Source organism: Spiroplasma endosymbiont of Aspidapion aeneum, assembly GCF_964031045.1.
GTDB lineage: Bacteria > Bacillota_I > Bacilli_A > Mycoplasmatales > Mycoplasmataceae.
Map to the genome: position 1 here is coordinate 491,706 of NZ_OZ034994.1, position 24,919 is coordinate 516,624.

Sequence of the window (24,919 nt, forward strand, 5' to 3'; positions counted from 1 at the left end):
AACCTAACATATAATTATATTATAATATAAATATATCTTGAATATATAAATTAAAAATTAAAGGAAGATAATGTTAGAAAAAATTGATTTTACTGAAAAACAAACAAATGAAATATTAAAATATTACCGTATTTTAGTTTTTCTTTTTCAAGATTGTCTAATTGAGTCTAAAAAACACTTAGAAAAAAGGCTACAAAAATTTATTCCCGATATTGACAAAATTATTACTAATATTGAAGAAATTGAGTTTTTAGATGAATTTGAAATAATTTCAGAAAAATTTAATCATTTATTAGAAAAAATAAAATATTTTTTATTTTCAGAAATTAAAGAAAAAGATGTTATTGTTGATTTTTTTGCAAATTATTATCTCTTAGTTCAAGCTAGTGCAATTAAAAATATAATCTTATTTGCCTTAAATCAAAGCTGAGAGAATGTTTTAAATCAAGAAAACATTCTCTCATATAAAGATATAATTGATATTTTTAAATTATTTATTAAAACTACAAAAAATGAAATAATAATCTCGAATAAGAAAGATAAAATCTTTAAAGGTGATGATTTGTTTTATATCCAGTCATTAGATGATAGTGGATTAAACATCGAAGAAATTATTAATATAACAGATGCTATATTGGAAAATTGTGATGGTGAGAATGCTTATTGTGATTATAATTTAATTGGAGAGGCAATTAATGACCTAACAGACCCTAAACATACAGTTTATCAAGAATATGTGAATAAAATTTTGGCAATAAATATTTATGCTATTTGTATTAAAGAACTTAAAATTCTTAACAATTAATTGTTAGTATCTTTTTTAGATTAATACAAATAGTTTTTTAATAATGTTAAAAATTAAATAAATTAATCTCCAATATAAATCTATTTTTACAAACAACAATCATTAATAACAGTAAATTTCCATTTTAAGTAATAATATTTTTTTATCCCAACAAGAGAAGAGTTTAAATTGATACAGTTAGTAGTTCAATACAACATTGATCTCTTTTTAACTTTAATAAGATTTTTTTATTAAAGTACTTTTTTATTTTTTTATTCCCTTTTTGCATTACTACAAAATTATTACTTTTTATTACAATATAATATATTATTTTAAAAGGGGAGTATAATTAATTTGTGTAGATATAATAGTCTACATCAAAAATAATTTTTTGAAAATAATGGAGGTAATATATGAATTTTTTACAGCATTTTCTAGTTGAAGGTTTAGGAACTATGATCCTAATTGTTCTTGGTAACGGTGTTGTTGGTAATGTTGTCCTTAAAAAAAATAAGGGATATGAAGGGGGATGGTTGTTGATTACTGTTGGCTGAGGGTTGGCAGTAACAATGGCAGCATTAATATGTATTGCTTTAAAAAGTGATGCTGTTGCTTCATTTAACCCAGCATTAACTGTTGCACTTTGTATAGATGGGTTACTAAAAGTTAATCTTTTGGCAATTTATTTGGGTGCAGAACTTATAGGAGCATTTATTGGTCAAATAATTGTTGACCTACTATATGTAAATCATATAAAAGTTCATTTAACATCAGCGCAAGGAGAAGAAGAAAAAAAAGCTGCACAAGCAGCGGTCTTGGGATTACATTCTACTGGACCCGCAATTAGATCTTATTTTTCAAATTTCTTATGTGAATTTGTAGCAACATCTGCATTAATTCTTGGAATTGTTGCCTTAGCATTGGCAAAAACATTTGCGATTGCACCATTTGTGAACCCATTTTTTGCTGGAGCCTTAGTATCTGCAATTGGTATTTGTCTAGGTGGATTAACTGGTTTTGCAATTAATCCTGCGAGAGATTTAATGCCAAGAATTGTTCACACAATATTTTATCGTAAAGAAGGTGGTTCTGATTGAAAATATGCATGAGTTCCAGTTATGGGACCGATGGCTGCTGGTGTAGTAATTGGTTGTTTGATGTTAATCTAAAAGGAGTTTTATGAAAAAATATGATGTATGCATAATAGGAGCAGGAATCATTGGTGCTTCAATTGCTAGAGAATTATCAAAATATAATTTAAGTATTTTACATTTAGAAGCAAATAATCGTGTTGGAATGGAAACAACAAGCGGAAACTCTGGTCTTGTTCATGGTGGTTTTGACCCAACACCACATAAATTAAATGCAAAATTAAATGTTTTGGGTAAAATAAGATACGAGGATTGAATAAAAGAATTAAGTTTTCCTTTTTTAAGGATTGATTCAACAATAGTTGCATTTACAGAAGAAGAACTAGATCATTTACAAATGTTATATGATAGAGGAATTGTTAATGGTCTTGATCCAAGTGAAATGAAAATAATAAATTACGCACAATTGACAAAAAAAGAACCGCATATATCACCATTTGTAAAATCTGCATTAGTATGTAATTCTTCAATTGCTGTTGATCCGGTTATTTTGACAAAAGTTTTAGAAACAAATGCAATTGAAAATGGTGTGGAATTGTTTTTGAGAGAACGCGTTATTAGAATTATGAAAGAAAAAGATGATTTTTTAATTAAATCTTCCAAAAATTCATATCACGCTACTGTTATTATTAATGTTGCTGGTCATTATGCCGATAAAATAGCAGAAATAGCTGGATATCACGATTTTACTCAAACAACAAGAAGGGGAGAATATCGAATCTTAGAAAAAACACAAGCAGGGATTGTTAACTCTGTTGTTTTTATGGTTCCCACAATTCATGGTAAAGGTATAATTGTAAGTCCAATGTTATCTGGTCATGTTATGGTAGGACCAACAACTGAGGAAAATGTTGATAAAGATGAAACTAGATTAGTAACAAGAGAAAAATACGATTATATTGGTCAAATTGGAAAAAAACTATTTCCATCAATTAATATGGATAAAACTTGTATGATTTATTCAGGGTCAAGACCAATTGAACCAAAAAGTGATGATTTCTATATTAAACCAGCTAATAAGGAAAAGAATTTTATTAATGTTGCTGGAATGAAGTCTCCCGCTATTGCTTCTGCTCCTGCTATTGCAGATTATGTAATAGAAATGGTTAAAGAAAATTGTGACCTTAATTTAAAAGTAAAAGATAATTTTAAAGGTGTGCAAAAACTTATAAGCCCATTAATATAGAAATGAGGTAGTTATGGAAAAATATGTTATAACATTAGATGAAGGTACAACAAGTGCTCGTACTGTTATTGTTAATAAAAAATCTGAAATTGTTTCAATTGACCAAAAGGAATTCACACAATATTTTCCTCAACCTGGATGAGTTGAACATGACCCAGTTGAAATATGAAACACACAAAGAACAACTTTAATAAATGCTGTTAACAAATTGGGTGTAAAAATTGACCAAATTGACAGTATTGGAATCACAAATCAAAGAGAAACTGCTGTTGTTTGAGATAGAGAATCTGGAACACCTATTTACAACGCTATTGTTTGACAAGATAAACGTAAAGATAATTATGTAGAAAATTTTACACAAGAACAAATAGACTCTATTAGAGAAAAAACTGGATTAATGGTAAATCCATACTTTTCAGCGTCTAAAGTTGCTTGAATTCTTGACAATATCAAAGGGGCTAGAAAAAGTGCAGAAGAAGGAAAACTTGCATTTGGAACAATTAATACATGATTAATATATCGTCTAACCGGAGGAAAAGAATTTCTAACAGACCATACAAATGCCCAAAGAACACTATTATACAATATCAATACAAATACTTGGGATGATGAATTGTTAAAATTATTTAATATTCCTCGTTCTATGCTTCCAGAAATTAGAGATTGTGGTAGTGATTTTGGAGAAACATTTGCAAACTTGTTTTCAAAAACAGATCCTTCAAGAATAAAAATCCGTAGTTCGATTGGTGACCAACAGTCTGCACTTTTTGGTCAAATGTGTATAAAAGAAGGGGAAGTTAAATCAACATATGGGACTGGTTGTTTTATTTTAATGAACACTGGGAACAAAAAGGTATTTTCCAAACATGGAATTTTAACAACAATTGCTCTTGCTAAAGATGGTAAAATAACATATGCTTTGGAAGGTAGTGTTATGATTGCTGGAGCTGTTACACAATGGTTACGAGACAATTTACGTGTAATTTACAACTCATTAGAAACAGAGTGGTATTCAGAACAAGTTGAAGACGATCGTCCTGTTTATTTTGTCCCATCATTCCAAGGTCTTGGTTCTCCATATTGAGATAACACATCTCGTGGAGCAATATTTGGTCTTGATCGTGGAACAAAAAGAGAACATATTGTAAGAGCTGCAATTGAATCTATTGCCTATCAAGCAAATGATGTCATTGATGCTATGCAAAAGGACTTAAATACTAAATTAAAAATTATAAAAGTAGATGGTGGAGCATCGCGTAATAATCATTTAATGCAATTCCAAGCAGATATTTCCCAAACAACAGTAAATAGACCAGCAAACACAGAAACTACAGCAATGGGTGCTGCTTATATTGCTGGTTTGCATACAAAATATTGAACAAGCGAAGAAGAAATTGAAAAAAACATTAAAAATGATAAAATTTTCAAAAATAAAATGCCTTTAGAGGTTGCTAATAAAAAAATTAAAGGTTGAAAATCCGCAGTTTCTAGAACATTTTCATGGACAATTGAGACTGAGTAGGCGCTTTTATTCACTAAGAGAATATCGTTTTTATTAATAGAATAATGTATAATATTTATTTTATGTATTATTAAATTTAAAATATAATTTTTATAAAATAAAATGTCATTGCAATAAAGCAATGATATTTTATTTTTAGCGTGATATTTTTTATAATATTTATATAATCATAATTGGATTATTACTCAATTTTCTATAAATATGTTGTCTTCTTTGATATATTTGTATATAATAAAATAATGGATAAGGAGAAAAGGAAGAACAGTAATTATTATATACTACTTATTCCAATTTTATTAAATGAGTCTAATTAAAATAGAAAATATAACTAAAAAATATAATAATAATTTAGTCCTTAAAGGGGTTGATCTTGAAATTAGTGATAATAAATCATTAGCTATAATTGGTGCAAATGGGTCGGGAAAAACAACATTAGTTCAAATAATTGCTGGTTTAACGAATCCAACTAATGGTGTTGTTACATATTTCAATAATATTGATAAGCAAATTGGATTTCAATTTCAGGAAGGAAATTGACCAAAAAATTCAACGCCAATAGATTTAATTATCCTATTCAAAGGTCTTAACTGACGGAAAGATGAATATGTTTCAAAAATTTTTGAAATTTTTGAAATTGATGAAATATTAAGGAAAAGTATAAGCAATATCTCAGGTGGTCAAAAACAGAGATTTAATACATTTATCGCTTTGATTAATAAACCAAAACTTTTAATTGTTGATGAACTTATTAATGGTCTTGATATCAGAATCCAAATCAAGATATTAAATTATTTTAAAGCATTAAAAGATAATAAGGAATTATTACTTATTATGGTATCGCATAATTCTAAGGAAATTGAACTTCTTTGTGATGAAATATTATTATTAGATTCTGGGAAGGTAAAGAAAATTTATAAAAAAACTGAAGTTATAGAAAAGTATTCCAATGTAGAAAGGTTTCTTGAAGAACATTTTAAAAATTATGATGAATAAAAAAATCTATGAAAGCAAAATTAATAATTGATGATATTTTGTTTTATATCTTTTTAAATGTTTTTTTAAAGAAAAAAGAAGTTATGCATATATTTTTGCACTTTCTCCAATTGCAACACTTATATTAATAAGTACATTCGATATATTTTATAATTCTATTTTATCACCCCCACAATTATTAATATTCTTTTCGCCAATTTTTATTTTTGGAAGTTTATATTCTGTGACTACTTTTTGTGAATTAAAAAATACATCTATTATTAACTCTTTAAAATTAATGTCATTTAAATTCGCTGATTTTTTCTGAGGAATAACAGTTGCTTGTTTGGCCATTTCTTTTTTATCATTTATATTCTCAATGTTTTTATTTAGAGTTGTCTTTTACAAGCTTTTATTATTATATATTGATGTTGATGTTCTTTATAATGTAGATTTTATCATTTGGGTTTTTTATTTTATTGAATTAGCAATTATGTGTGTAACTTGTATTTTAACTTTTTTTCTAATCACATCATTTACAAAAAATATATGGGTAAATTATTTTTTGTTAATTGCTACAACTTTAATCCTTCTATTTATGGGAGATATTATAATTTTGCCCTACTATACAAGTAATAATTTCATATTTTGTGTATTTAGTTATTTTGTTCCAACGAAGTATTGTTCGTGGGTAATCTTATATACAACATCATATGCATTTCAAAATAATTTTGGTATTTATCAATTTTTAAGTCAAAACAGCACTATATATGTATCATTTAAAAATATTTATACCCCAATTATTGTAATTGTAATTTATCAAGTTCTTACATTTGCAGTTATAGATTTTATATATAAAAGAAAAAGGTTTAGAAATGAAAACTTATAATTATATACTATTCTTTATATTGAAAGTCCTTAAGACACCTTTAACATATTTTTATATGACAATATTGCCGCTTTTATCTTATTTAATTATTTATATGTTTGAAAATAAATTCGATAATATAAAAATAGCGCCACATTATGCATTGTGCTTATTTTTACTTCCTAGTATATTTTCAATATTATTTTTAAATGGTTTTATTATTGATTGAAATAAGTCAATAGCAAATAGTTATTGTAAAATTTTTAAATCTAATAAAAAAGATCTTGGGTTTTTTATTAGTTTTCTTTTATTTGAAATTATATTCCAGGTAATATTTATTGTTTTAATTATTATCATTGATTTATTCTTTAAAAATAAATCAATGATTAATATGATTAGTTTTAACCATATGAAAACTGAGTATGATATATCTTTTTCTTGATTTAACCAAATATGTAGATTTTTCATTATATTACTATTATTTATTTTAAATTACATATTTATATTATTAGTTATAATTTTGAATGAAAAAATATTCTCAACTCATTGATCAATAAGAGTCTTTCCAAGTTTATTTTTTATCTCATATATTTTTATGAGTGGAATGATAAATTTTACGATTAACAATAATGCTTTTTTTAAAGTTGTAGCTTATCTCTTGCCACAAAGGGCGATAACGTGATTGTTGGGGTCGATATACTATGGTTCTTTTGTAAATAGGGAACTTATATATCTTACTCTTGAAAATTATTATGATATATTACTATTTACTAATAATTATGTTCCATTTATATTAATATTTACATACATTAGTTTATTAATTACATCTTGCATTTTTATTGAAAGGAAAAACGTTTTTTATGAAAAAAATAAAAATTAAATTTAAAGCTTTAGTTGCTGTTGTTATATTTACAATATCATCGTTGTCATTTGTATTCTTTGCACTAGCAAATGTAAATACATTTTTTAATTTTTCAGAAAGTAAAATTGATCAAATTTTAGATATTTCTAAAGCTAAAAGTGGCTCTATCTACAAAAAACAATGAAAAGACATGGCAGATAAATCTGGTTCAGAAGTTTCAAAATGCTTAAATAATTTAGCCTATTACTTGCCAATTGATATTAGCAAACCAGCTAATCATTTTAAAGATTACAAACCATTTAAAACAGTTAAACACAGTGACCCATATTTTACAAAGCATATTTTATTAGATATGGAGATGGATGAATCTAAAACATCACAACATTTAAATAACTATGGGATAAACTTATCGTGTTCTATATTACATGAGAGAGAATTTTTTCAAGTATATAATTATCAAGACTTAATAAATGATGGATGAAAAGTTTCTGTTACGTCTGACTCATCTTCTGTTGTTGTTGAAACCCCAAATAGTAATGGTGATATATACTATTGTAATAATAATGGCATTATTCCAGATACATATGCAAATATTAGTATAACTGCAACTAAAGGTGATGATAAATTAGATATGGTCAATTTAAAGATTGATGTAGTAAAACCATCTGATAATTCATATTTAATATGAAGAGCGTATCAATATGTAAAATATGAATTTCATGATAGTAGTATTTATCAAGAAATGGCAGCTCACACAGCAGTGCAATTATATAGTGAAATAATGTACAAATCTTCATTATATAATGGAGAAAAAAAACAAAGAATTTATATTATATCTGAAAATGATTATCAAACATTGAAATTTATGGCATATAATTCTGGTCTTATAGGGTATACAGAGTTTTGGCCAAGCGGTAATAGTCCTCTAAAAGGTTATTTCTTTCCAATATCTTGTGATTATTATGATAATCCTTATTTAGAAGACAATAAAGATTGAAGTGGCATCCAAACTCATACACCATTGATTCAAATCAGTTCTAAAATAAGAGATTTTGCATTAAATACAATTAAGGTTTTAGATGATGTCAGTATAAAGGAGACTAAATAAATGAAAAAGAATTTATTTACATATGCTGGATTTATTTTAACTAGTTTTTTAGTTGTAATATTTTCACTTTCTTTTGTAGAAAAAGTTAAGGAAAACAACTTATTAACCAAAATAGGGGATTATGATTGGTCTTCTGGTGCAGCTGATGATTTGGATTATTCTTATGAAAATAAAGGGGCTAAAATAGATTCTTCAAATCTATCAGAAATTAACAAGGGAACTATAAACCCTAATATAGAAAAAAAATATTTTGATTATGCTGATGCTAGTACTAATTTTAAGGAATCTAATGCTATTCCTAAACAAGTCGCAACTGGTTCTCCAATTAATTCTATTTTTTCTGCTGGCAATGATTGGAGTGATTTTGGTATAACAAGCAGAGCAAAAGCTTTTACTAAAGCAAATTCTATTTATCAGTGAGATGATAATAATATTGATATTAAGTATTCAAAAGCTACAAAAAAACTTAGAAAGACAACAAAAACAGCACTTAAATCTGTTTCATCACAAGATGATAGAATTAAATTTGCAGAAATTAGAGATCATGCAAGAGTTAACGGTTCTGCTACATCTTCAAATTTAGGAACTAGAAACCCTTATGAAAAAACAATAAGTAATTTAGCATATCGAGATTACCTTTATGACTGAGGACAGCACGGAAATATATCTCCTCCTAGTGGAGATATGATCGATCTTGCCCACCAAAACGGTACGCCTATTTTTGGTTTAATATTTTTATCACAATTTGGTGGTTTAACTAAAAAGGACACAAAAATTTATGCAGAAAAAAATAATGATGGTACATACAGAATAGTTGATATAATGATCCAAATGTGTAAAGAAATTGGTTTTGATGGTTGATTCTTTAACGATGAGGCAAATGGTGGAATGCCAGATGGTACCATAGTTCCAAAGAATTTTTCATTAGACATTGTCAAACAATTTCATGATAAAGTCTCTGCAAGTAGTGACCCTGAAGTTAGAAAACTTAAAATAGTTTATTATTATTATTTAGAAACTTTCGAAACACTTCCAAGTGGGGACCCTGTTGATGTAAACTCAGTTGAAGTATCAAAATACGCTGATATGATGCAAAATAATTTTAGGATATCTCCAAATGCCAATAAAACATATTTTAAGAATAATCCAAATTATGATACAAGCAAGAATTATTCATTAACAGAGTTATCTGCAACACCAACATTTATTGGAAATTATGATTGAAAAAATGAAGTTTATGAAAAACAAGATAATAAATTTAAAACTGATGGATTTTATCAATCGTTTACATCATTTTCAGGTGGGGGTTCTGGAAATTTTGGAGATGTTGCATATAAAAAAGCAATAGATTCGGGAAAGGATAAAATGACAGCTTGATTATTTGCCCAACAAATAACCAACTACTATGAAAATTTAATGTTTTCTGGATTAAATGGATTTATGAGCGAAAACGATACTGGATCTGATTCAATTAGAACCGATAGTATTTCAGATATCATTAATAATGATGATAGAATTGACACTAATACAAAAAACGCTAAACAATCTAATAATAAGATCGCAAGTTATGGTGTTGGTAACTTGATTCACGAAAATACTATTATTAATGATTTGGATGGTAATGACCCCTCAGTAGAAACATCTTTTTCTACTGGTAATGGAACAAAATTTATATCAAGAGATAATGAAGGCGAAGAATTATCAAATATTAAAGATTATCCATGGACAAATAGGAGATTGAGTGATGTATTGCCAACATACACTTGAGATTTAAAAGATGGTAGTGATAAAAAGGTGGATAATATTTATGGATATTATGATTATTATAGACCTTATGAAAAAGGTAATTCTATTTGCTTGGGAAATAAGATAGAGTTAGATGGTTCTATAAGTAATGCATCTTGAAAAGCTAATAGTAAATACAATTGAAATATCATGGGAACAAATGTAAATAAATATAAGGATTATATTTTAAATTTGTGAGTTAAGGCGGGAGATAGTAAATCATTAATTAATGATATTAACCCATCAATATTATTAACTTTTGCAAATAATGGTCAAAAACAAGGGGTCGAATCTTTCACTCCGAAGATAACAAAATCATATGATGGTTGAAATAAACTAAGTTTTGATTTATCAAATATTAATCAAAGTTATTCATCATTAGCAAAAATTGGTATTCAATTAAACCCAAGAAAAGATTGTGATTGTACATTTAATCTAGGGAAAATGACATTTACAAAAAAATTAAATATAAATAATGAGACAAAATTATATTTAGATAATGCTTCATTTAATTCTGAATATGTTGTAAACCGTGGTCCTAATAATATAAATATAAGATTTAATTGACAAATAGATGATAATGCTTCATATTATAAAATTGTTTGATATAAAAACAATGAGGTTTATGAGGTTGGTGATACAAGCCTAAATTGTTATTTTTTACCTAAACTTTCAAAAGACGCTAATTCAAAAATAAAATTAGGAATAATTCCAATCGGAGAAAAAATAAACAATAAAAAAATTTATACATTCGAAATAAATGTATAATTTTTTGTTTACATATTTAAAATAATGATATATATTATTCTGTTATTCTTGTTATTGAATATTTTCTATTTTTAAAATCACAAGCAAAGTAACCAATAATTAGAATCGTAGACGTTAGGAAAAAGTTTATTAAAGCTGGTGAGAAAGTAATTGGTAATGATAGTAATAATTGTTCATGATTTCATAGGTATGCAATTACAATTTTTCAAATAATAAAATTGCAAAACCAACTCATTATAAAGAAGATAATCCCAGATACTATATAATTTCCTAAAACAATAAGGTTAATATTCCTTTTTCGATACCCCATAGCTTTTAGTGTTAAAATAACTTGAATAGATTCATCTATTATTATGTTTAAAACAACTACAAGAATTATGATTACTAAAAACATTGTTAAGGCTATAAATAAATAAATAATAATTGTAGCCTTAGATGAAATATCATTTATGACAGATTTTTCAATAGATAAAGAATATGTGCTCCTTAAACCACCTTTTAATAGTTGGTAGTAATTTTTTTTCTGATTTAATAATGAATTATCATTAACGAGAGTCACAGTTTTATCGCCAACCAAATTAGTTTTATCTTCTATGATATCTGTTAAAAGAACATTATTGTCACCATCTGGTATTTTTATATTTTCAAGAATTGGCATTAACATTGAATAGAATAGAGATGAGTTTTTATTAATTCCTATTGACATGTTTTCATAGACATATTTTAATTTAGATATCGATTCTGCAATGTTTGTAATATCTATTTTTCCAGTATATGTTTGTTTTTGTGAATATATTGTTGTAAATGGTAGGTTGTTGAAAAAGTCATTATTATCTTTATTAGTATTGTTAACTGGCAGATATGTTTTTGATTGTGAGTCATAATTTATTATATTTGACCCGCTATGTGCAAGAAATGTTTTATAATCAACAAAAATTGACTTAAGAAAATTCATTTTTTTTGATATCCCAACTACCTTAATTTTTATAGGAAGATTGTTTATTGTTTTTATGTTACATTCGTCTCCAACAGATAAGTTTGCATATTTTGCAACTAACAATGAAACAATACTGTTGTAACTACCATCACTATTAACATCGCCCATTTTTTTAAATTGTTTGCTATTAACACCATAAAAATTATAAATACTATTTGGATTTCCCAATTTAAATCTAGAATTATTATTAGAATAATAAGAACTAAAATCATATAAACCCATTTTTGTATTTGTCGGAAAGTCATCATTTTCAACACTTATTTCATCTGATAAGACCTCTGTTTTAGAGTCATAATAATATTGTCCAATTGTAAGTATGGGATTATATTTATTATCTTGGTTGACCATCTCAGATATGGTCAACAATGATGATAATGTCTTTCCTAATTGGGATGTTAACTTTGAAAATGATTCGGATGTTGTTTCGCCATTATTCTTATTATTATTATCCTCATTAGCCTTAAATATTCCCTTAGATATATCCGAATTTAGTGACCAATTTTCTGGATTAGAAATATCGATTTTATTTTGGTATTTATTTCTAAGATTACTAATTATTTCATCATCGCCTTGCAATTTGCTATTGGATATATAATTTTGGACATCAATGTCATATAACATTAGTGTTGATAATCTTGATATATCTTTTAAATAAAAATAACTATCGTCTAATTTTGCTCCCAATAGTGTATTATCTAAGTCTAATTTTTCATTTTTAGTTCCAGCACTTATTAGATCCTTAAATTTTTGAATAGAATAATTTCAAAGCGAGGCATAAGGGTCTTTTTGTTGAAAATAATCGTCAATGTTTTTTATTGGGGCCAATAAAAGAGTAAAAATAACAGGTTTGAATTTGGAAATTGTTGTTATAATCGAAATTGGGTCTGATTGATTTAGGTTTGTTGGAACATACAATGATTCAGGATTACTTTTAATGTGGTCACTGATTATTGAAAGTAATTCGCGGATATTTTTTGCATAAACATTACTAGATAAATTATTATTAATTATATAAGACTCTAAAGATTGATTCTTTTGTTTAGAACTATAGTCAAGAAACTTAATGCTATCCATTTTCTTAGAATTATCTTTTTTTAATTGAAGTTTAGAATCTGTAGAAAGATTTCAATTATAATCTGGAACATAACTTGTTGGCATTGAGTTAAATGAAGAAAACTTATCATTGTACTGGGTGTAGTTTGCATTAATAGTTTCATTAAGCACATCAAGTGCAGATATTTCTAAAAAAGTAATTAAGCTTGTAAACAACATTAAAATGTTTACAACCAGAAATTTAGCTCATGATTGTTGAGTAAATCTGTTCATAAGTTTTCACCCAAAAAATTTCATGTTTGATGCTTTTCTTTTCAAAGAAACTTTATTTTCTTTTTTTAGATTGTAATGTCTTTGTCTTATTCTTTTTGTATTATTGATTAGACTAATTATATTTTCTTTTAAGTAGTGGTAATTTAGACAAAATGCAATTGCAGATATTATTAATGGTACTGCTCCAAAAATTATTAATAAGAATTCTCATTTATAACATATGGGTTGAATATATATAGTTGTTTGTTTTTGCCAAGATGACTGAGCATAAATTTGTAGGGGAATACTTATTAAATAACCAATAATAATCCCAGTGATAATTGTTATATAGACTTTAATTGTAAATATCCAAGCAAGCTCTCTAATTCCATAACCACTAGCCTTAAAGATTCCAATTTGTTTTCTTGTTTGATTTAGTTCTTTTTTAATTATAAAATTTATAAATATTATTGCCAAACCAATAACAACGATTGATAAAATAAAGTAAACGATAATTTGTATTGTTTGCAGCTTCAGGTTTGTGTAGTTTACTAAATCACTTTTTTCTAAAATGAGTGAATCATAGTCTTTTGCATCAATTATATTTTGTTTATTTTTTAATAAAAATAATGATTTAAAATCAGATTTTTTATTTGCAGTCAATGTTAAATAATAATAATCTACCGCATTTGTTGCTTGAGTTGTTTGTTTTGAGGAGCTTCTACTTACACTCTCGCTTATAATTTGGCTCAATAGTTCTGCTGGCATAAAAACATTTCCATAGTTTTCATATTTATCTTTAGTCATATCATATGCAATAGGGTAGATAAAATCTAGCTTATTTCCAATTCCAACAATTTTGAAATCATTATTATCGTGACCTTTAAAGTTTAATTTTATTGTTTGGCCAATATTTAAATTGTTTGATTTTGCAAATGCATCAGATATTACAATTTCTTGTTCTTTTTTATTATAGTTTGGTTTTGAACCTTTTGTTACAACAAGTTGTGATGTTTCATTTGAACCTCTTGCTTGAATTTTATTAATAAATGAATTTTGTCCAAAGTTATGGTCTGAATTTGAGATATTTAATTTTCAATAGTTAGCACCATTAGTTGTGTCATAATCTTGAAATCTTAAAACTTGTTCATAGTTAAAGTTAAAAGCATCTTTTCCATACAAGTCACCATATTTTGCAAATAAATTTGTAAAAATGTATTTAATATAATCATAATCATAATCTTTAAGTTCTGTTTTAGCAATAGCCTTGCCACCATCAGTAACATCTTTTTTATTTACTTTTTTTATATTTTCTTTATTTACTTTTTTATCATCTTCTTTATATTTTTGATACAGTGATAAATTTTGACTATTCCCATCCTCATAGTAAGATAATATATTTTGACAATGTGTAGCGATTGTCTTTTTAAATTTATCAATTATTGTACTATCATCAATTTTACTGCCAATTTTAATAGCTTCATTTGGTGGTGTAAGATCTTTATTTATATTATAAAAATTTATCATATTTATAAAATCCTTATTTCCATTAACATCATTATTGTTTGTATCATATAAATACACCAAGTAGTCTAAATAATCACTATTTTTTTCCTCTGATAAGTCTTTTTCTAAATATACTGTAGCATAAGTTTGGACAAATATAAATTCTCGATATTCATCTGTTAATCATGAAGTTTTTTCATTTTTTTCTTGTGTATTTACATAGTTTAATTGCGAATTATCTCCCAAAAAGATATATTCATAAACAAAATCACTATTTAAACGTCCATTTGTGTTATATTGGTTAAAATATCTGTCATATGTTGTTGTTTCGCGACTTATTTTTTTTGTTTCTATATAGTTCTGTAAAGGTGAAGATATTACACCAAAAAGAGCACAAAATAATGAGATAATAAAAATTAAGAACCCAAATGTTTCCACTCAGTTCTTTATAAAGTTCTTGAGATAATTTTTAAAGATTTTGTTCATTTTTTTAAAACCTATTTCTATTTTAACATTTTTTAAGAATCTATACTTATTTCCTTTTAAATATCACTAAATTACTTACTTAATTTTAGATATGTTATAATAATATTATGAATAAAATTGAGGTTTAATAGATAATGGAAAAAGAAAATATATCTGAAAATAAAATTGAAAAACCAAGAATTGTAAGTAAAAGTGGAAACTTTATGAATACAATTTTTGTGTATTATAAAAAATATTGGCAAATGGCAATCTTCATCCTTATTTTTGTTGTTTTAATTGTTTGTTGTGCTATTGCTATCCCATTGTTGACGTATGAAATGACTACTGATATTTCAATTTCAAATCTTAAAAAAAGCCCATATTCTTCTATTAGTGTTGATGTGTTTGAAAGTAAATTATCAATTCCATATTGAGGAATTCATTGACAAACACTTTTATACATTGGTTTGGGGATTGTTTGTTTTGATATGATTGCTTTGTATATGAGTCAATTTTTACAAATTAAGTTAGGAAAAAAAATCGAGATTCATTTGAGAAATATAGCCTTAGAATCATTGATAAAACAAGATATTTCTTACTATTCTGATAAAAAAATTGGAGAAATTATTACAAAAATAATATCAGATACACAAATTATTGGTGAACAATCATCACAAGTCCCAGTTCAACTAATAACAGCACTTTTACAGGTTTCTGCTGGTGTGACAATGATGTTTATTTTTGATGTTAAAATGACAGCGATAGCATTGAGTTTCTTTGTTATAATGTTGGTTGTTTTATTTTCATCTATGAAAGCTGTTCGAAGAAGAATTGTAAAGGTAAGAACTGTAATTACAGAGGCAAATGGGGTTGTTACTGATAAAATAAATACTGTGAGATTGATAAAATCTAGTGGAACTGAAATTTATGAGACACAAAAAATTAAAGAAGAACATGAAAATTATTATCGAGTTAATAAAAAACTAGCAAAAATTCAAGCATTTATGATTGTTATTATTTTCGGAGGACTAACAATTTTACAATTCATTACAATTGGAGCTGCAATGGTAATCCATGGAAACTCCTCAGATTCTGCAATGTTTTTTCAAACAACTTTTGCAGCATATACATTAGCTCAAGGGGTGATGACATCACCACTATTCCAAGTGATTATGGCAACTGTTGGGATTACAACCGCAACTGTTGCTGGAAGAAGAGTAAGTGAGGTTATTTCCTCAAAACCAATTTTTAACTTCCACTATAATGATGGTGTTATAATTGATGAAATTTTTGGAGATATTATCTTAAAAGATGTTGAGTTTAGATATCCAGAAAAACCAGACCAATTAATTTTACCTAAGTTTAATTTTACCTTTGAAGAGGGAAAAAGTTATGCTTTTGTTGGTGAAACTGGTAGTGGAAAATCAACAATTGCAAAAATACTATTAAGATTCTATGATCCCTATTCTGGAGATGTCTTAATTCAAAATGGTAACGTAAATTTAAAAGATGTTCAATTATCTTCATATTTAAATAGTGTAGGATATGTAGAACAAGACCCCCAAATTATGTTTGGAAATGTTTATGATAATGTTCGTTATGGAAGATTTGACGCATCTAATGATGAAGTTGAAGAAGCTTGTAAAAAAGCAGAACTTCATGAACTTATTAAAACCTGAAAAGACGGTTATAATACAATTTTAGGAGAAAGAGGGATGTTATTGTCTGGTGGACAAAAACAGCGACTTGTAATTGCTAGAATGTTCCTAAAAGACCCAAAATTATTAATTTTAGATGAAGCAACTAGTGCTTTAGATAATGTTGTTGAAAAAGAGATTCAAGCAAAATTAGAAGATTTGATGAAAGGGAGAACAACAATATCAATAGCGCACCGTTTATCAACAATTAAAAATTGTGATAAAATTATCGTTTTAGCTCCTGGAATTGGTATTGTACAAGTTGGTAAATTTAATGAACTAAAAAAACAACCAGGGCATTTTAAAAATCTTTATGAAGCTGGAATCTCTTAAAAACGAAGCTAGTTACTTATAACGCCTATAATTTACCTATATTTGTGATTAAGGGTATTTATCTTGGTATAATTATAAAGATAATATATTTATAAATTAAATAAAGATATTTTATTATTTTGTATAATATATCAGATTAAATAACATTTAATAAAGAAAAAAATAAATTAAATTTTTAAAATAATAGGTTGGTTAATGAATGAAATTAAGTTCTGCAAAAAAAATTTTAAGCTTAAAGTATGTAATGTTGCTTTCTACAATTGCAATTTTTATTGTTTTGGGTATTTATGATAAAACAATTTACACTTATTTTGCAGATAAACAATCATTAGAATCTGAGGGTTATTTTTTTAGTATATATCTTGCAAAATTAGTCCTTTATATTGATGCTTATTTAATATATTCACTATTAATAAACTTTTATGTTACAATTTATTTTTATAAATACCGACAAAATGTTATGATTGTTGGAATGATAATCGCAGTTGGGGTAACTATACTCGCTGTTTGACGTTATATTGACACTTATTATGTTTTTGTAGAAGGTTCTTTAGTTTTTAAATTATTACTTTGAATTATCACAACATTGATCGTTGTAACACTATTTGTATATTCATTTATTTTGGCCTTTCACAGACGTTATGCAAATCCATATTTCATTCAATCACTATCCCCACAAATGAATGCAGCAACATTTTTCTATATGGCAGTACTTTTATTTGGCTGACTGTCAAGGTGTATTTTTGGTCGTGATGCTCAAAATTTAAACAATTTTTCATACCCATTTTTAATTAATACAAGATCTTATTCGGGAATTACTGCACGTCAATCTTCTTCATTTGTGTGCAATATTGTCGAATATGTTGGTCTTTTGCTCTTTCCATCATTCTTATTTACCAAAAAATATGATATTTATCGATATTTATATATTTTAGCCGTCTATCTTCTAATGATTTTAGTTTCTTTTGAGGTTGTTTATTATTGTGAAGCTTATGCATCTGATGTTTTTGGGGCAATTGCGTTAGTAACTGCTCTATTTATATTAATTCCAATTTTATTGGCAAGAATTCAAAGAGCATACATGGTGCGAAATGGTATGGGTGGTTATCAAACACAAGAACCATACATTAACAAAGAAGAAGAAAAAGCAAAACGTAAAGCTAAAAAGGATTTAGAAAATATTCAAAGAAGAAATGAAAAATTAGCTAAAAAACAAGCAAAAACTGCTGAAAAGAATAAGAAAAAAGAAAAATCACAAGCAGATATTGATATTGAAAAAATTTTAAAAAAAGCTTCAAAAAGTCATAAGAAAAAAATTAAAAAATCAAAAAAAGATAATAAGCACGAAGATTTTGGTGGTGACCCACCACCTTCAGATCTTAAACATTAATAGAAGGAATTAGAGAAAAAAATGATTACAAAACCAAGAGGAACAGTCGATTTATATGGCAAAAAAGCTAGAATGTATACCACAATGAAGGAATTGGTATGTCTTTTGATGAATAATTACCATTTTGAAGAGATCATTACCCCAGTTTTTGAAAATGAACAATTATTTACAAATGGAATTGGGCAAGAAACAGATATAGTTGGTAAGGAAATGTTTAGTTTTCTTGATCGAAAATCTCGCTCGATGGTCTTAAGACCAGAGTTTACAGCCCCGGTTGTACGTAGTGTAATTGAAAATAAATTATATACTAACCCATTGCCATTAAAATTGTTTTACTTTGATAAATGTTTTCGTTATGAACGTCCACAAAAAGGTCGCCAACGTGAATTTTGACAGTTTGGTGTTGAAATTATTGGTGTAAAATCACAACTAGCAGAGGTTGAAGCAATTCAAATTATAGTTAATTTTTTAACAATTTTAACGATTGAAGAGTATAAAATAAGAGTAAACTATCTTTTAACTGGTAGTGAACGTGAAAAATACATCACTGAACTTAAAAAATACTTAAAAAACACAAAATTATGTGAAGATTGTACAACAAGAATTGAAAAAAACCCACTAAGAGTATTGGATTGCAAAATTGATGTTGATATTCTTAAAAAAGCACCTAAAATGGTTGATTATTCATCAATAAAAGATAAAGAAAATTTTGATAAAATTATAAAAGTGCTAAAAATATCAAATATCCAAACCACTAAAGATGATAATTTGGTTAGAGGATTGGATTATTATACGGGTTTAATATTTGAAGTTGATTTAAAATTCAAAGATGGCACATATTTAACAATTGCTGGTGGTGGAAGATATGATGGTTTAATTGAAAAATTATCTGGACCAGCATTAGAATCTGTTGGTTTTGGACTCGGATTAGAAAGACTATTTTTATATATTGAAGATAGAAATATTGAACTACTCCATGAAAACCCAGTTGAGGTTTATTTTGTGGGATTAACAGACCAATCAAGAATTTTTACAAGTCTTATAGCAAACGCTTTAAGAATGGGGGGAGTTAGTTGCGAAATTAACCACGACGAACGTTCTTTAAAGTCAAGTTTCAAATATTGTGAACAAATAGATGCAAAAAATATTGTTGTCATTGGTGATGATGAGGTAAAATCAAACACTTTTAAAGTAAAAAATCAAAAAACTAAAAAAGAAAAAACAATTGTTGGTTTTGAGGAACTTGTAAAATATTTTATTGATAATAAGAAAGGGAATTAACCATGATCAGAACACATAATAATAACCAATTAACATTAAAAGACCTTAATAAAAAAGTAATTTTACAAGGATATATTGATAAAATTAGAAAACTAGGTAAAAAAATATTTGTTGATCTTCGTGATATGTATGGAATTACACAAATACTTTTTGAGGATGATTTAGTTGACGAGGCAATGTTGTTAAAAAATGAATATGTTGTTCAAGTTGATGGTGTAGTTTTAAAAAGACTTAGTGCAAATCCTGGTTTAGTTACTGGGGAAGTTGAAGTAAAATGCAAAAAGTTGCAAATAATTAGTAAATCAATCTTAACACCTTTTGAAATAAAAGATGATCTTGATGCTAGTGAAGAAACCAGAATGAAATATCGATATTTAGATTTAAGAAGACCTTTAATTCAAAAAAACTTTATTTTTAAATCACAAATCTATAAAATAACAAGAAATTTTTTTTATGAGAATGAATTTATAGAAATACCAACACCGATTTTAGGAAAAGCAACACCTGAAGGGGCTAGAGACTTTGTTGTCCCTAGTCGATTAAATAAAGGTAAATGATATGCTTTACCTCAATCCCCTCAGTTGTACAAACAATTATTTATGGTTTCTGGGTTTGATCGTTATTTTCAAATTGCTAGAACATTTAGAGATGAAGATCTAAGAAATGATAGACAATTAGAATTTGACCAATTAGATTTAGAAATGTCTTTTGCAAAGCAAGAAGATGTTATTTTTATTATTGACACATATATAAAAGAACTTTTTCTAAAAGCTCTTAATTATAAAATTGAAAATATTCCTCATATTAGTTTTTCAGATAGTATTGAAAAATATGGTTGTGATAAACCAGATATTCGTTATGATTTATATTTACATACACTAAATGATATTTTCAAAGATTCTCAATTTCCAATTTTTAAAGATACTAATAAATCAATTAGATCAATCGCTGTGAAATATCTTTTATCAAAAAAAGAAATTGAAGCCTGTGAAGAAATTTCAAAGCAAAATCATTGTCAATTCTTTTCATTTGTAAAAATTACAAATAAAGAATGAAGTGGTCCACTTGCATCTAAATTGAGTGATAAAGAAAAAGCATCTTTAATAAATAAATTTAAAGTTAAGGATAATGGGACTATTATCATTGCTCACGATGAATACTTAAAAGTAAGTGCAGCTTTGTCTGGAATAAGAACAAAACTAGCTAAAGATTATAAATTATATGATGAAAATTCATTCAAGCCTTGTTTTATTGTAGATTTTCCTTTATTTGAATTTTCAGAAGAAGAAAACAGATATGTTTCTGCTCATAACCCCTTTACAATGCCTTCTCAAAAATATATTGACAATTTTGAAAATAATAAACCAGAAGCGATGGCTGCTAGTTATGACTTGGTTATCAATGGCTATGAAATGGGGTCAGGGGCTGAAAGAATTACAGACCAAGAAATTCAAAAAAGAATGTTTAAAGCAATAGATATGGATAATGAAGAAATCGAAAACAATTTTGGATGGTTTATTAATGCTTATAAATATGGGGCTCCATATCATGCTGGAATGGGAATTGGAATTGACCGATTAATTATGGTAATGACAAAATCAGATTCAATTAGAGAAATTATCTCTTTTCCTAAAAATTCAAAAGGAATATGCGCAATGACAAACGCTCCAAGTGAAATTGATGACCAAGAATTTAAAGATACATTTCCTTCATTGCCAAAAAATAATAATATTATCTTCAAATAAGATAATAATTTGGTTCAAAAATCAATATTTTTGATATAATATTACTATATTTTAAAAATAAATAAATATATTTAGTAAAAGGCGTGTGATAACCAAAAATGAAATTATTTGAGACAAAAGATCTTGTTATTTTTCAAAACTATGATTTGGAAAATGGTATTTCTTATAAAAAGGCGTTAGTAATTGAGAAAAATAAACGAATGCATGTAATGTTAGAAATTATTGAATTAATCTTTGATGATCAAAATAAAGCAAGATTAGAAGTTTTAGAAAGACAACTTATTAATAAAGGTTTTGCTGTTCGTGGTGCTAATTTAGATGGTCTAACAGAAAATAATCTTATTATTTGTGGTAATGAATTTAGATTACCAAATACATTTGAAGGGATTAACATCAAAAAGGTAGGTGTTTTTAATAATGATTATAAATTCAATATCATTATTAACAAGTATTTCACCTTTAAAAATGACCAATTTAACGAAAAAATATTAAAACAGGTAATTGATGAAAACAGACACTTGATTAAAAAAATTGAAGGCTTTGAAGATTAATTTTTACAAATAAAAAAGCCTATTAATAAAAAGGAGACCTTGTTATGTATATTAAAACTTTTTTAACCAAATATGAATATAAAAACCATAAAAAAGTATTTGCAAATAAGAAATTTAAAAAAGACAATTTGCCCCTTTATGTTTCTATGCAAATTATTTATGGTGATAGTTTAAGACAATTTGCCAATAATGCAAAAATCCAACAAACAGCAATTGAAAAAGAATTGCTTATTAATGATGCTTTAGTTGAAAAACTAAAAGCAATTTATAATGTTGATTCAAAGGATAAATTAATCTTTGAAAATAATGAAAAAACTGATTTATATGTTGATAAGAAAATACACCAAAATATTTTAAGAGCTATCAAGTGATATAAAAGACATAGTAAGATTCATGAAATATTTAAAAAGAATAAAATCGACTTAGTTTATGTTTATTAAAAATTCAGTCTTTATTAAATCGTGTGCTTCTTTTGATGATTTACCAAAAGATGATGTTAAAGAGGTTATTTTTTTAGGAAGAAGTAATGTTGGAAAATCATCTTTTATTAATAGTTTTTGTAACCAAAACAAATTAGCAAAAATATCTCAAACCCCCGGTAAAACAAGATTATTAAATTTATTCTCAATTAACAATAATTTATTTAGACTAGTTGATAGTCCTGGTTATGGTTATGCAAAGATAGCAGTTAGTTTGAAAGATAGCTTTTTAAAGCTTATGGATGATTATCTTAAAGAAAGTTCTAATCTAAAACTTTGCTGTTTATTATTAGATATGCGCCGAACACCAAATCAAGGAGATATTGATTTATATAACTTTTTAAAATATTATAAAAAATCAGTTTTAATTATTGGCACAAAAGAAGATAAGTTAAAAAGAAATGATATTATAAAACAAACAAAAATTATTAAATCAGCAATTGGTTTTAATGAAGATGATAAATTCATCATCACTTCATCGTTAAATAAGTTAAATATAATCAAGGTTCAAGAGTATATATTAAATTTTTTAGCCACTTGCTAAAAATTATATATATTTTTTTTATTGATAATTTTTAGTATTTAATTATAGAATTAAATCTTGACAATTATATAAGATAATATTAATATGTTATTTACTATAGTACAAAAAAACTCGCTATTTTCTTTAAATTATTATTTTATTTGATAAAATAATAGTATTGCCTATATGAAAATTTATGATATGTTTATCAGTTTTTAATATTTTATATAAATATTGGAGATTGGTGTACTCAATTAAACTTATGTTTTTAAAGAAAGGGGATTTTTATGAAAAAGTTATTATCTATATCTTCTGTAATATCAATAATTTCCTCTTCTTTAGGTTCTGTTATATCTTGTTCGGGCTTAAATGATCTTGATAGCGTTATTAAAATTAGAGAAGTTGATTTTAATAAGAAAAATCTACCATATTTAAAAAGACTTCAAAAGCAAAATAGTGATAGTATTTCAAAGTTCCAAAACCGAATGAACGATGATATTTCAGAAGAATACGGTTGATATTATAAAAATCTTCCTACTGCATACTCTGGAGATAAAAAAATTTTGAATCAGCTTGATGTTGATGTTAAACAAAAAACCCCAAATATCTTAAAATCAAATATTGAAAATAAAATTTGTGAGGGTCAAGAAGATTTTGGTTATGGTTATCCAAGGTGTAGTCAACTGCATGAGTTAAATAGAATTGAAATTGCAAATTTTGAACATCTTAAATCAATAGGTTATACAATTTATGCAAATATTAGTGACTGAAATAATGAAGATACATCAAAAAGTGAAATTGTTATAACAAATTTAGATAAGAGCAAAGAATATATTAATAAAAACAAAGAAAACAAGGTTTATTTTGCTTTAACAGATGCATATGATACAGGGTGTATATATTTTAAGAGTTCAGACCTTATTACAAAGGATAATATATCTTCTGCTAAGGGGCAAACAATTGACCTTATAGCAGTTGATAAAAATAATGGTGATCATTATTTAACTGGGGATTGGGATGGTGGAATCCCGATCAATGTTTCAACTAGTTTGGATTATTATGAATATAATAATTCATATCTTGCAAATTTTGATTTTGTCCAATATCGTTTAAATGATTGATTAAAATATGAATATTCAGATTCAAACAATTTATATTGTTATATTGGCACACAACTTATAAATTTTTATCTAAGTATAGGTATTGGCTATATTGATTATCTTAGTTCTAATAGTTATCAGAAAGATAAGCCTTCTAATTATCCAATATATCTTATTAATGGTTTGCAGGATGTTGTTAATGGTAACTTATCGGGTGATAACGGTTATGAAGCGGCGGAGTTATATTTTTTGTATAAATATGGTGTTTTTCAAAATTTGTGGACAGAAAATACGCATTATGCTGGAGATATTAGTATGGATGCTAATCAAAATATGCCAATTAAAAATCAATTATCAGTTAATGATAATCTTGTAAATACTAAGTATAATAAATTTAATATTTGTGAATTGGATTATAGTCCATATATATCATTAAATAATCAATTATTAGATTTTACAAAAGATGTATGGAATACACTTGTAAAATATGAAGACAAAATAAATACAGATTGGTCAAAGCCTGATGGTAAGTAGAGGATAG

At 26.3% G+C, this 24,919-nt stretch carries 18 protein-coding genes; 16 read left to right on the forward strand and 2 right to left on the reverse strand.

The features are described 5' to 3' along the window. Positions 1-70: 70 nt before the first annotated feature. From AAHM97_RS02275 to AAHM97_RS02295, 5 genes are all read left to right on the forward strand, one after another. Entirely contained in the window at positions 71-805 is a 735-nt protein-coding gene (locus AAHM97_RS02275; protein WP_342269337.1) for a hypothetical protein, read from the forward strand. Positions 806-1,197: 392 nt separating this feature from the next. Beyond that, positions 1,198-1,953 carry an MIP/aquaporin family protein gene (locus tag AAHM97_RS02280; RefSeq protein WP_342269338.1) on the forward strand — a complete coding sequence of 252 codons (756 nt, stop codon included), beginning with the start codon at positions 1,198-1,200 and terminating at the stop codon, positions 1,951-1,953. Between the two features lie 10 nt (positions 1,954-1,963). Continuing rightward, entirely contained in the window at positions 1,964-3,121 is a 1,158-nt protein-coding gene (glpO, locus tag AAHM97_RS02285; RefSeq protein WP_342269339.1) for a type 2 glycerol-3-phosphate oxidase, read from the forward strand. Positions 3,122-3,134: 13 nt separating this feature from the next. After that, a complete protein-coding gene (gene glpK, locus AAHM97_RS02290; protein WP_342269340.1) occupies positions 3,135-4,643 on the forward strand; it encodes a glycerol kinase GlpK in 1,509 nt (502 codons plus the stop codon). Between the two features lie 300 nt (positions 4,644-4,943). Then, a complete protein-coding gene (locus AAHM97_RS02295; RefSeq protein WP_342269341.1) occupies positions 4,944-5,636 on the forward strand; it encodes an ABC transporter ATP-binding protein in 693 nt (230 codons plus the stop codon). 147 nt (positions 5,637-5,783) lie between these two features. On the opposite strand, the gene AAHM97_RS02300 is transcribed toward AAHM97_RS02295, so the two are convergent. Next, the gene (locus AAHM97_RS02300) at positions 5,784-5,969 is read right to left on the reverse strand and encodes a hypothetical protein (RefSeq protein WP_342269342.1); all 186 of its coding nucleotides are present in this window, start codon (positions 5,967-5,969) and stop codon (positions 5,784-5,786) included. Positions 5,970-6,490: 521 nt separating this feature from the next. On the opposite strand from AAHM97_RS02300, the gene AAHM97_RS02305 reads away from it, so the two are divergent. Genes AAHM97_RS02305 through AAHM97_RS02315 form a run of 3 tightly spaced genes read left to right on the forward strand, consistent with a single transcriptional unit; the run spans position 6,491 to position 11,006 of the window. Next, complete coding sequence (locus AAHM97_RS02305; protein ID WP_342269343.1) at positions 6,491-7,363, forward strand: hypothetical protein; 873 nt, start codon at positions 6,491-6,493, stop codon at positions 7,361-7,363. Then, positions 7,344-8,453, forward strand: a complete 1,110-nt coding sequence (locus AAHM97_RS02310; protein ID WP_342269344.1) for a hypothetical protein — start codon at positions 7,344-7,346, stop codon at positions 8,451-8,453. Before AAHM97_RS02305 ends, AAHM97_RS02310 begins: the two co-directional genes overlap by 20 nt. Next, positions 8,454-11,006 (forward strand): endo-beta-N-acetylglucosaminidase, encoded by a 2,553-nt coding sequence (locus tag AAHM97_RS02315; protein WP_342269345.1) that lies wholly within the window; start codon positions 8,454-8,456, stop codon positions 11,004-11,006. 34 nt (positions 11,007-11,040) lie between these two features. On the opposite strand, the gene AAHM97_RS02320 is transcribed toward AAHM97_RS02315, so the two are convergent. Further along, on the reverse strand, positions 11,041-15,300 hold the full coding sequence (locus AAHM97_RS02320) for an ABC transporter permease (RefSeq protein WP_342269346.1): 4,260 nt from the start codon (positions 15,298-15,300) through the stop codon (positions 11,041-11,043). Positions 15,301-15,434: 134 nt separating this feature from the next. Here AAHM97_RS02320 and AAHM97_RS02325 point away from each other — a divergent pair, with 134 nt between their 5' ends. The 8 genes from AAHM97_RS02325 to AAHM97_RS02360 all read left to right on the forward strand — a co-directional run bounded on the left by AAHM97_RS02325 (position 15,435) and on the right by AAHM97_RS02360 (position 24,912). Continuing rightward, on the forward strand, positions 15,435-17,309 hold the full coding sequence (locus tag AAHM97_RS02325) for an ABC transporter ATP-binding protein (RefSeq protein ID WP_342269347.1): 1,875 nt from the start codon (positions 15,435-15,437) through the stop codon (positions 17,307-17,309). A 199-nt stretch (positions 17,310-17,508) separates the two neighbouring features. Beyond that, positions 17,509-18,699: a hypothetical protein gene (locus AAHM97_RS02330; RefSeq protein ID WP_342269348.1), complete on the forward strand. Its 1,191-nt coding sequence runs from the start codon at positions 17,509-17,511 to the stop codon at positions 18,697-18,699. Positions 18,700-18,720: 21 nt separating this feature from the next. Then, positions 18,721-19,980, forward strand: coding sequence for a histidine--tRNA ligase (gene hisS / locus AAHM97_RS02335; protein ID WP_342269349.1), 1,260 nt, complete (start codon positions 18,721-18,723; stop codon positions 19,978-19,980). A 2-nt stretch (positions 19,981-19,982) separates the two neighbouring features. Further along, positions 19,983-21,725: an aspartate--tRNA ligase gene (gene aspS / locus AAHM97_RS02340; RefSeq protein WP_342269350.1), complete on the forward strand. Its 1,743-nt coding sequence runs from the start codon at positions 19,983-19,985 to the stop codon at positions 21,723-21,725. 98 nt (positions 21,726-21,823) lie between these two features. Beyond that, positions 21,824-22,276 (forward strand): hypothetical protein, encoded by a 453-nt coding sequence (locus tag AAHM97_RS02345; protein WP_342269351.1) that lies wholly within the window; start codon positions 21,824-21,826, stop codon positions 22,274-22,276. A gap of 44 nt (positions 22,277-22,320) precedes the next feature. Next, a complete protein-coding gene (locus AAHM97_RS02350) occupies positions 22,321-22,716 on the forward strand; it encodes a hypothetical protein (RefSeq protein WP_342269352.1) in 396 nt (131 codons plus the stop codon). Beyond that, positions 22,706-23,299: a ribosome biogenesis GTP-binding protein YihA/YsxC gene (gene yihA / locus AAHM97_RS02355; protein WP_342269353.1), complete on the forward strand. Its 594-nt coding sequence runs from the start codon at positions 22,706-22,708 to the stop codon at positions 23,297-23,299. Before AAHM97_RS02350 ends, yihA begins: the two co-directional genes overlap by 11 nt. Positions 23,300-23,565: 266 nt before the next feature. Further along, entirely contained in the window at positions 23,566-24,912 is a 1,347-nt protein-coding gene (locus AAHM97_RS02360) for a hypothetical protein (protein ID WP_342269354.1), read from the forward strand. Positions 24,913-24,919 lie beyond the last annotated feature (7 nt).